The sequence below is a fragment of the Pontibacter fetidus genome, assembly GCF_010119545.1.
Classification (GTDB): domain Bacteria; phylum Bacteroidota; class Bacteroidia; order Cytophagales; family Hymenobacteraceae; genus Pontibacter; species Pontibacter fetidus.
On the sequence record NZ_JAAEAA010000026.1, the window covers coordinates 42524 to 52624 of the forward strand.

Sequence of the window (10101 nt, forward strand, 5' to 3'; positions counted from 1 at the left end):
TTACTTACGAAAGTGACTGCTTATCTCTTGTAGAACCGAATCTAGTTGCTGAAAAACATCTTTGTTTTCGAAGCGGAGAACTTTTATGCCTAGTTCTTTTAAAACTTGGTCACGCTCCATATCTGCCTGCTCTGTCACATTGTGATAATGAACCTGACCATCTAACTCAATGGCTACCTTTTCTGAGGTACAGTAGAAGTCTAGGATATAATTTCCTATACTATGCTGCCGTCTAAATTTTCGCCCATGAAGTTGACCGTTTTTTAAGTATTTCCAAAGTTCGCCCTCAGCAACAGTAGAATTGTTCCTTAATTCCCTTCTAAAGTCCTTCAGGTATTGCCTGTTATGTAGTTTCATAATTCATTACAGTGTGCTCTTTGCAGACAACTGTTACAAACCAAAAATTCCCCTCCTTAGACAAGGAGGGGCAGGGGTGGTTGGACCACGGCAACTATAGCAAAAACTGAAATTCCCCTGAAACACAAGTTAAAACGAGAGTTTGCAGCGAGTAAGCTAACCTCACCTCACAGAGCTGTTAAAGTCTAACTAAAGAACTATAGTCTGTGCTAAAACCAAACATATTACCAGGAGTTGCAAATGCAATTTAGCCTATGGCATAACTACTTTCTGCACATACTTTCGGGCATCCAACACAACAACGTACAATTCTTGCCGTTAAATAGGAAACAAAATCGCTTGCCTGATGGCATTTGGCCTGAAGGAAGCATGAAATATTTATAAATAAACACTAAATACTATGAAAAAACTTAATTGGGCATTCCTTATTCTTTTCTCTTTTGCATTTGTTGCCTGCGACGATGACGATGATGATGTAACACTGGACACAACCGATCCGGTAATCACGATTACTTCTCCTACAACTGGTGCTACTGTTACTGCTGGTGGTGTAATTAACCTGGAAGGTACTGTAACCGATAACGAAGGCCTGGAAGAAATTACCGTGAGCATGACTGACCCGGATGGCACTACTACAGAGCTTTCAGACAAGTCTATCAGAGATTTCCTGAACGATGACAGAGAAGCAGATTTCGACATTGATATTAACGTAGATGCAAATGCAGCTGCTGGTGACTGGATGGTAACTGTTACTGCAGTAGACGATGCCGGTAACGAAGCTTCGGAGTCAGTAACTGTTACGCTGACTGAATAAGCCTGAAAACCTAACGTAAGTTACAATACACCAAAGGCCTTGCAATATGTAAGGCCTTTGGTGTTTTATGCAAATCCTGGAAACTACTTATCAGGCAACTATAGGCTTTCAGAATAGCTATACTTTAAACTTTTTTTAAATTTTTTTCGATTAAAAAACTGCGATTAAAGCATGTTGAGTTGGAAATGGGATAATCTCTGAAAAATAATTTAATTATTTTTGATGAGTTTGTAACCTGCCTGCAACAACCCCCGTATAAAAGGGTGGCTAAAAGTTGAAGATGGTTCTATTTTAATAATAAACCATTCGATATAGAAAACGGACTCCTGAAAAGGCGTCCGTTTTTGTTTTTAAGGCATTTGGTTTTGACTGTCTATAGTCTGCTATACAAACCAAACCGCATTGTCCGGAACAGAAATACCGATGCTGTCGCCTGGCTTATAGTTATTTTCGCCAGTCCTTATAGTTAAGGGCACCTCTTCTACTAAAATTTCCAGTTCGTAATGGCTTCCGAAGTAATGTGTGGTGGTAACTTTTCCGGTTATGGCGCTGCTATCCTGACGGGTAACAATAAACCTTTCAGGGCGGATAAGTAAGCTTTTACTTGTTGTTTCTTTGCTGGTAAGTTGGGTAAATATGCCTGCTTTGCCAGGAGGTATCACATTGTACTTTCCGAAAAGGGATGCGGCATACTCGTTTACCGGCTGCTGGTAAATTTGCTGCGGCCTGCCTTGTTGTATCAGCTTCCCGTTTTGCATTACCATAATTTCGTCAGCCCACGAGAGCGTATCGTGCGGGTCGTGGGAGATGAGGAGACAGGTAATGCCAAGTTCTTCACTGATGTCGTTTATCACTGCTTTCAGGATGCTTTTATGGCCCATATCGAGGTTGGAAAAAGGCTCATCCAGTAATAAAAGGCCGGGCCAAGAGCTAAGCAGGCGGGCTAATGCAATCCGTTGCCTTTCGCCACCCGAAAGCTGGTTGGTTTTGCGTTTTGCTAAATGGCTGATGCGGCAAATTTCGTACAGGGTGTTGGCTTCCTCACCCGACAAGGTATTGGTATAGCTGAGCACCTGCTCTACCCGCAAAAACTGCGGCAGCTCAAAATGCTGCGACAGGTAAGCGATATCGGCATGGCCGGGTACCAGTTTGTCGTGCGGGCCGATCACTTTTTTGCCCTGGTATAAAACCTGGCCCGAGGCAGGTTGCACCAGGCCGGCTATAGTTTGCAGCAGCGTGCTTTTACCAGAGCCTGTTTCGCCGGCAATCGCAATTTTCTGATGTTCTTTCAGGCTAAAGGTAATATCATGCAAGATCACATTTCCTTCTTCCACCACACTAATTCCGGATACATCTAAAAAGCTCATAAGGGTAAGTTTTGCTGCCAGCAGTTAACGCACAAAGCTACTTTAAAGCAGCCATGTTTCCGAGTGTTACGCCCGATAGATGGTGTTGGCAGATGCGCTATAGTTGGGGCAGTAGTTTAATAACAGAGCAACTATAATTAGGGAATAGTATGAAACAGAAATAGCCGCTCCGATAAAAAGAGAGGCTATCTTAAAAGTGAAACTATAGTTGCCAAGGGTATGTGAGTTGGCAAAGAAAAAAGTACGGAGGGTAATGATAAACGTATATACCTGAAACGTTTACCAGTACCATCAGCAGCAATACGGCAGCACTCCTTTTACAAGTATGGCAGCGCCGGTTATTTTTAGGCCAGTTTTACTTTAACGGCGTTCAGGCCCTTCAGCCCTTTTTCCACTTCAAAAGTAACTTTGTCGTTTTCCTTAATGGCGCTTGCAAGGCCGTTCTGGTGCACAAAAATACTTTCCTGGGTTTCGTGGTCTTTAATAAAACCGTAGCCTTTAGAAGTATTAAACATGGTTACCGTTCCTTTACGGATCAGGTCAGCCGGGTCAGCATCTGCCTGACGCGACACACCGATCTGTATGTCTTCCTGCTTAATAACTTTCTTTTTCTTGGTAGGATCCGGTGGGGTTTCGGTAATGTTACCGTTTTCATCCACGTATGCCAGCATCTCGTCCAGTTCTTTGCCCTTGTTAGAGTTAGCCTTACGATCCTCTTTCTTTGCTTCCTTGTCCTGTCTCTTTCTTAACTTTTTCTTTTCTTTTTCTTTTTTACTGAAGGTTTCCTGTGATCTACCCATTTGTTGTTCTCTGTTTTTCTTTTTTTATGTTCTACTGTTGGTTACCGCAGTTTGGGGGCTTGTTACTTGGCCAGGTAATTGGTGCCGTTGCGTATCCACTTCTCGAAGAAGTTATTGTCGCTAAACTCGCCTGTTACCAGTTCAAAATCAGCTACGTTTTTGTTTGTACGCGAATCCATGAAACCTGGTAACGAATCCTGGTTATTCGGGATCCATTCCTGTCCTTTTTTTAAGGCTACACATATATATTCGCGGGTGGTGGTATCTACCAGGTATTTTCTGTTCATCTTAGTTGGGGTTTAAAAATGGATAACGAAACGATAGCCAGGGTTGCTAAAACCAGGGGAGAGGTGCAGTTGCTTCGCAAACAAATAAAAAAGCCTTACTGAACGTAAGGCTTTTTATAATCAGTTATTAAGCCAGCTTAAGCTAACTTTACATTGACTGCGTTCAGTCCTCTCTTGCCTTCTTTAAGCTCAAAAGTAACTTTGTCGTTCTCTCTGATTTCGTTTACTAAACCAGTTACGTGTACAAAGTACTCCTGATTTGAATCGTCTTCTTTGATGAAACCAAAACCTTTAGTGTCATTGAAGAATTTTACTGTTCCGTTATTCATGATGTGATTTGATTTATTATATACCTACTACAAGTTAAGCGGCATATACGTTCATTATTTTTTACAATGTACAATAAAAAGTTTACAATATTGCTTTTTGCTATCTTTATAGATGAATAATTACACTAAAAAGAAGAATATTTTTAAAAGCCGGATGTATTTAACCCCAAATCAACAATTTAAGCGCAGCAAATGCGTTTACATTTACTATCCGGCAAATCCTTTTATAGTTATAGAATTTGTGAAGCTGTGCTTTGATTTATAGCTACCGGACCGTTTCTTATTTGCACTGTATCAAAAACTTATAGTATCTTTCATCATCTGTAAACCAAAATAAAACTACCTGTATGAAAAAAATTACGTTGGTGCTGGGGGCCCTATCGCTGGCTGCTATGCTTACTTCCTCATTTACTGCGGCCACTAACAATGCAGCCGGCACAACCATTGCCCCTGCGGTTGCCGAAACCACCCTGCTGGTAAATACCCAGAACAGTACCCTGAAATGGAATGCCAAAAAAGTAGGAGGGGAGCATTACGGAACGATAAACCTGGCAGATGGTAGTTTGCAGGTGAATGGTTCTAAATTAACTGGTGGCACTTTTACCATTGCGATGGGCTCCATTGTTGTGAAAGACATTACCCGGCCCGACTCCAACAAAAAACTGACCGACCACCTGAAGTCAGATGATTTTTTTGCGGTAGAAAAGCACCCGGAGGCAACGTTTACCATTACCAAAGCGGCAAAACTGGCAAAACCAAAAGCCGGCGAGCCAAACTATAACATTACCGGCAACCTGACGATAAAGGGCATCACTAACCCGATCACGTTTCCGGCTACGGTAACTATAAACGGCAAAGCTGCCGAAGCCACCGCCCTGGTTGAAGTTGACCGCACCAAGTACGATATTAAATACAGATCGGGGATGATGGGCACCGCTGCCGACAAGGTCATTTACGATACCTTTACCATAGACCTGAAACTGGTGGCCGAAGCTGGCACCAAAACCCTGGGAACCAAGTAACTATAGTGTATGGTGATTAATAAAAAGAGCGCCTGCCGGTAAACCTGGCAGGCGCTCTTTTTTAGTTTATTTAGTTGTTATTGCTTAGGCGCTATTTTCCATAGTTCACCGTTTTCCTGGTCTGTTACAATGTATAAAGCTCCATCCGGTCCTTGTCTTACATCGCGCACCCGCTGCCCTCTGTCTTTCAGTAAATGTTCTTCGCCGGTTACGCGTCCGTTCTCTATCTGCAGGCGTACCAATTGCTGGTCTTTCATGCCGCCCACAAACAGGTTCCCCTTCCAGGCCGGAAATGCATTGCCGGTATAAAACTGTGCACCAGACGGAGCAATAACAGGGTCCCAGTAATAGACAGGATCTACGTAGCCCTCTTTGGTGGTAACGGCATTAGGCACAGGCTTACCAGAGTATTCTTCGCCAAACGTTACCAGCGGCCAGCCATAGTTCTTTCCTTTTTCTATCAGGTTCAGTTCATCACCGCCCTGCGGTCCCATCTCTACTGTCCATAGTTTGCCATCTGTATCGAAAGCGGCTGCCTGCACGTTTCTGTGGCCAACAGTAAATATTTCAGGTAAGGCGCCTTGCTGGTTCAGGAAGGGATTGTCGGGGGCTGGTTTACCATCTGGGGTGATACGGATGAGCTTACCCATGTGGCTGTTCATCTGCTGCGCCTGCGGTCTTATTTCAAGGTCAGAGCGCTCTCCCAGGGTTACATACAACATACCATCCGGGCCAAATGCGAGGCGCGAGCCATAGTGCATAGTGCCGTTGTATGCTGGTTTAGCCTGGAAGATGACCTTTACCTGCGCAAGACTTTTGTTATCTTTTGAAAGCACGCCGCGTGCTACACTGGTGGCATTTCCGTTACCGCGTGGCTCCGAAAAACTCCAGAAAATAGTACGGTCTGTGGCAAAATCAGGGCTTAGGGCTACATCCAATAATCCGCCCTGTCCGCGGGCATCTACTTTAGGCACACCAGTTATAGGCTGGCCCACCTGCCCGGCAGCTGTTATAATGCGCAACCTTCCAGGTTTTTCGGTTACCAGCAAGTCGCCGTTCGGAAGTGGTTCTACAGCCCATGGTTTTTCTAAATTTTTAGCCAGCACTACCACATCAAAAGCAGCTTTCGAAGTGATACCGCAGGCCCGGGTCTGTTCCGGAAAAGTGGGCTTTTGTTCCGGCGAGTTTGGTTCGCGGGTTTCAAGTGGCTGACAATCGGTTTGTGCTGCTGGGTTTGATGGCGGAGCCGCTGTGGTGTATGTTGTGGTTTCTGTTTCTGTGCTATTTTCGGTAGTGGTGGCAGCCTGGTTGCATGCCGTTACAGCCAAAGCCAGAAGTATAGCCGAAGCCATAGTAAGTGTAGTTCTTTTCATAGGTTAGTCGTGTTACTTAGGTTACTGCAAATCCTTATCAGCTATATAGTTATAAACTGCTGAAAATTATAATACTAAGTAAGCTGGTATAAAGTTGTTGGTAGGGTTGCAGCGCTATAGCAGCAAACTATAGCCTACTGCTAACTAACTTTTTACTGTGGCTACGTATAGCCTAACATGCCTTGTTACAGTAAGTTAGCCTGCACTTTAACCTATAAAAGCCTCATGAAAATCTACCTGTTTACGTTATTGGTCTCGGTTACCGGGTTTGCCGCAACGGCTCAGTCAACTATACCTGCTGCCGATGCCCAGATAAAAAGCGCCGTACTGGCCGCACCTGCCGACAAACGAAGCGACGCAACCGTGTATGGCTATAACCAGAAAGGGGAGTTTGTACAGTTGCGTAAAGGCACTAATGAAATGGTGTGCCTGGCTGATGACCCGAAACAAAAAGGCTTTTCTGTATCCTGTTACCACAAAGACCTGGACCCGTTTATGGCACGCGGCCGCGAGCTTAGAAAAGCCGGCAAAGACACGCACCAGATATTTGAGACCCGCGAAGCAGAAGCCAAGAGTGGTAAACTGAAAATGCCAAACCAAGCTACCTCCCTGTTCGTGTTTACAGCATCCGACGAGAACTATAACCCGACAACCGGTGAAGTAAAAGACGGCTATATGCGCTATGTGGTGTATATCCCGTATGCCACTGCCGAAAGTACCGGGCTGCCGCTAAAACCCGAAGGACCCGCCATGCCCTGGATCATGCACCCAGGTACCCACGGCGCCCATATCATGATCACTCCGCCGCCACCAGCAAAAGACAAACAGTAAACTATAATTATAACCTATCATTAGATTTTATTTAGTCCGCCCGAAACTTTTCCGGGGAGGGACAGCCGTGCTGGAAATTATATAACTATAGCTTGCGTGTACATGCCCTAAATGCTTTGAATTAGGTACTTGTGGCAAACTATAGATAGGCGGCCATTCTGCAAATCTCATTTATAAACATACCCTGACCTGGCTCGCGTCTCGCCATCTCAAACGAAAGTTAATAGATTACTGCTTTCAGAAAGGAATATCAGGAAGATCAATTCTATACTTTTTATCTATAGTTTAAAGCCGCCAGAGGCAGCGCGTAGCTCACACTTGCCAGAGGAGAGCAAGTAGCATTAGTTGATAGTTCCTGTGCGACAAGTGAACAGTACAGTATTTAGCATCATCATCTCACAACTATAGCTTGCAACGTAAAAACTATAGTTATCCTTCCTTAGTGCCTGTTTGCCAATGCGATACAAATAGGGCCAAATAAAAAGTGAATGCACGTGCAAGCTGTATGTATTAGATATAAAATTTCCTATATTTAAAGTATCATTTACTTAACTTTGTAAAAAAAATATGGGCACATTTAATGGTACCGAAGGCACAACTATAGACCTGGAGCAGGCAGCAGCCTGGACCGCAAACTATAGAAAGCAAGCTGTTGCAACGGCAGACGGAATTGTAGTTAAGGCGCATTTTTATGGCCGCGACATACTGCAGAAGCTACTGGACCAGGAAGGCTGCATGGGTATAAGAATGTACTATGCCCGCGACGAAAGAGGGCAGAAGCAACTGGTGCTGGTTGGTGCAGATGCCAACGGGAATGATTTGGAAAGTATGGTAGTGGATAATGGCAAGATATGCCCGCCGGATTGTAGCACGGATGGTATCTTAAACGGATAATGGAATTCTTTCTACGGCAGATATATCCCTGGTTAATCGAAGTTTCGTCGGCAAGTGCGCTTTTACCGTTTGTAGTAGGCCTGTTCCTGCTTCGCAAAACTAAAGGCGTCCTTTTCTGGCTTATCTTTACGCATATTTCGCTGGCCATTATTTCAGAATCGGTGAGTCATTTAACGGTGTACCTGGGTGCTAAAAACAACATCTGGGTTATCCATATCTACACCTTACTGGAGTTCCTGATCCTGTCTTCTATCTTTTATTATAGTTTCAGGAGGCCGCTTTTCAGGAAGGGTATTATACTGGCGGTTGTCCTTTTTACAGGTATTTGCCTTATCGATGCGTTTGTGCTGGAAGGCATAACCCAGATGAATTCCCTTACTAAGGTTTCCGGAAATGCGATGCTTATCCTGATGGGGATCTTGTACTTCTATAAAATTGCCAACGACCTTACCGTAACTTACCTGGACCAGGACCCTGTTTTTTTGTTGAGCTGCGGAATCCTCATCCATAAGGCAGGCACTACCATGTCGTATGCTATGTTTAATGCGGCCCTGGCAGCCTCTTATGATGCAGCGCGCATCTGTATCGCTATTATGCTGGTGCTTAATTTTCTGTATTATGCTTTTCTGGCTTTAATCTTAAAGAGGGCAACAACATGATAGAAATACTTAAACCGGTTATTATTATAACACCGGTGCTGCTGGTGCTTGCCATCGGCATTATTTTGTTTGTGTTTAAATACCAGCGGCGCATGTTGCAGCACCAGGAGCACGTAAGGCACCTGCAGGAAATAAGACAACGCCAGTTGCTGGATGCCACCATACAGGCCGAAGAAGAGGAGCGCCGCCGTGTAGCCCGCGACCTGCACGACGAGGTTGGCGCCATGCTGGCCCTGGTAAAGCTAAACGTACACCAGCTGACTGCACAGTCGGAGAATAAGGAAAGTGGCCAGCAGGTTAAGAAAATGCTGGATGATGTAATGGGAAGCGTTCGCCAGATATCGCATAACCTGATGCCTGTGGTGCTTGAGAAAATGGGCTTAGGACAAGCCCTGGAGGCCATGCGGCGTGCCATACCAGCGGCATCCGGGGTTGCCTTAACGCTAACCTGTAACCAGCCAGATAAACGGATTGAGCCTAAAACCGAGCTGTTCTTATACCGTGTGGTGCAGGAACTCCTGAACAATACCCTGAAACATGCCCAGGCTTCGGAAGTACAGTTAAGCCTCCAGTATTCAGACAAAGACCTGTTGCTGACCTACCAGGACAATGGGAATGGTTTTGATTACAATAGCTTGTCGCGCGAGCCAAACTCGGGTGGAGGATTAGGTTTAATGAACCTGCAGGCCCGCCTGGAATTGCTTAATGGAAAATTTGATTTCTTCTCGGCACTAAATTCTGGCACAAAGGCTATTATTTCTGTTCCAATTTCGTAAATTAGTGCAAAGTTAAAAAGCTTAAAGTATGGATTTTCAGAATCTTACAGTTGCCATTGCCGATGACCACACGCTTTTCAGGAAAGGCGTTCTGGAAATACTGAAAGCATATAAGGAAATTACAGTAACTGCCGATGCCAATAACGGGGCCGAACTGATTGAAAAGATTGAAGCCACTCCCCAGTTGCCGGACATCGTAATCCTGGACCTGGAAATGCCGGAAATGGATGGAATCGCGACTGCCCGCTATATTTTAAGCAAGTATCCGATGGTAAAAATCCTGATCGTATCGATGTATGGAGAAGAATCGTTGGTAGAAAAGTTGCTGCATGAAGGCGTACATGGCTACCTGCTGAAGAGCGCCGAGCCCGATGAGTTGCGCGAAGCCCTGCACTACCTGAAACAAGACAAAAAATATTTCTACAATACTTTAAAAATAGCCTTATAACCTGGTTATAGTATAAGCAAACATGAGTCATCCCGAATTTAGGGATTGTGCTTGAGTCCAGATGTGCATGAGTGCAGTTCGGACACGATAAAGCGGTATCAGGGCTTTCTGGTACCGCTTTCCTGTTCTATGGCATCCCTGCCG

The 10101-nt window shown here is 44.7% G+C and carries 13 protein-coding genes; 7 read left to right on the top strand and 6 right to left on the bottom strand.

Annotated features, from left to right (window positions below; all coding sequences use genetic code 11):
* Complete coding sequence (locus GWO68_RS16015; RefSeq protein WP_162347482.1) at nucleotides 1-357, bottom strand: endonuclease domain-containing protein; 357 nt, start codon at nucleotides 355-357, stop codon at nucleotides 1-3.
* Between the two features lie 400 nt (nucleotides 358-757).
* Here GWO68_RS16015 and GWO68_RS16020 point away from each other — a divergent pair, with 400 nt between their 5' ends.
* Nucleotides 758-1171, top strand: a complete 414-nt coding sequence (locus GWO68_RS16020; RefSeq protein ID WP_162347483.1) for a DUF4625 domain-containing protein — start codon at nucleotides 758-760, stop codon at nucleotides 1169-1171.
* Between the two features lie 383 nt (nucleotides 1172-1554).
* Here the strand turns inward: GWO68_RS16020 and GWO68_RS16025 are convergent, their stop codons facing one another.
* From GWO68_RS16025 to GWO68_RS16040, 4 genes are all read right to left on the bottom strand, one after another.
* A complete protein-coding gene (locus GWO68_RS16025; RefSeq protein WP_162347484.1) occupies nucleotides 1555-2538 on the bottom strand; it encodes an ABC transporter ATP-binding protein in 984 nt (327 codons plus the stop codon).
* Between the two features lie 344 nt (nucleotides 2539-2882).
* On the bottom strand, nucleotides 2883-3338 hold the full coding sequence (locus GWO68_RS16030) for a cold-shock protein (protein ID WP_162347485.1): 456 nt from the start codon (nucleotides 3336-3338) through the stop codon (nucleotides 2883-2885).
* A 62-nt stretch (nucleotides 3339-3400) separates the two neighbouring features.
* On the bottom strand, nucleotides 3401-3625 hold the full coding sequence (locus GWO68_RS16035; protein ID WP_162347486.1) for a hypothetical protein: 225 nt from the start codon (nucleotides 3623-3625) through the stop codon (nucleotides 3401-3403).
* A gap of 137 nt (nucleotides 3626-3762) precedes the next feature.
* Entirely contained in the window at nucleotides 3763-3954 is a 192-nt protein-coding gene (locus tag GWO68_RS16040; protein ID WP_162347487.1) for a cold-shock protein, read from the bottom strand.
* Between the two features lie 347 nt (nucleotides 3955-4301).
* Between GWO68_RS16040 and GWO68_RS16045 the strand changes: the two genes are divergently transcribed.
* On the top strand, nucleotides 4302-4976 hold the full coding sequence (locus GWO68_RS16045; RefSeq protein ID WP_162347488.1) for a YceI family protein: 675 nt from the start codon (nucleotides 4302-4304) through the stop codon (nucleotides 4974-4976).
* Between the two features lie 77 nt (nucleotides 4977-5053).
* Here GWO68_RS16045 and GWO68_RS16050 read toward each other — a convergent pair whose 3' ends face one another.
* The gene (locus GWO68_RS16050; RefSeq protein ID WP_162347489.1) at nucleotides 5054-6349 is read right to left on the bottom strand and encodes a PQQ-dependent sugar dehydrogenase; all 1296 of its coding nucleotides are present in this window, start codon (nucleotides 6347-6349) and stop codon (nucleotides 5054-5056) included.
* 225 nt (nucleotides 6350-6574) lie between these two features.
* On the opposite strand from GWO68_RS16050, the gene GWO68_RS16055 reads away from it, so the two are divergent.
* The 5 genes from GWO68_RS16055 to GWO68_RS16075 all read left to right on the top strand — a co-directional run bounded on the left by GWO68_RS16055 (nucleotide 6575) and on the right by GWO68_RS16075 (nucleotide 9957).
* Nucleotides 6575-7180 carry a hypothetical protein gene (locus GWO68_RS16055; protein WP_162347490.1) on the top strand — a complete coding sequence of 202 codons (606 nt, stop codon included), beginning with the start codon at nucleotides 6575-6577 and terminating at the stop codon, nucleotides 7178-7180.
* Between the two features lie 567 nt (nucleotides 7181-7747).
* A complete protein-coding gene (locus tag GWO68_RS16060; RefSeq protein ID WP_162347491.1) occupies nucleotides 7748-8074 on the top strand; it encodes a hypothetical protein in 327 nt (108 codons plus the stop codon).
* A complete protein-coding gene (locus tag GWO68_RS16065; RefSeq protein WP_162347492.1) occupies nucleotides 8074-8733 on the top strand; it encodes a hypothetical protein in 660 nt (219 codons plus the stop codon). Before GWO68_RS16060 ends, GWO68_RS16065 begins: the two co-directional genes overlap by 1 nt.
* Nucleotides 8730-9509, top strand: a complete 780-nt coding sequence (locus tag GWO68_RS16070) for a sensor histidine kinase (RefSeq protein ID WP_162347493.1) — start codon at nucleotides 8730-8732, stop codon at nucleotides 9507-9509. The genes GWO68_RS16065 and GWO68_RS16070 overlap by 4 nt, the downstream gene beginning before the upstream one ends.
* A 28-nt stretch (nucleotides 9510-9537) precedes the next feature.
* Nucleotides 9538-9957 (top strand): response regulator, encoded by a 420-nt coding sequence (locus tag GWO68_RS16075; RefSeq protein WP_162347494.1) that lies wholly within the window; start codon nucleotides 9538-9540, stop codon nucleotides 9955-9957.
* The last annotated feature ends 144 nt before the right edge of the window (nucleotides 9958-10101 follow it).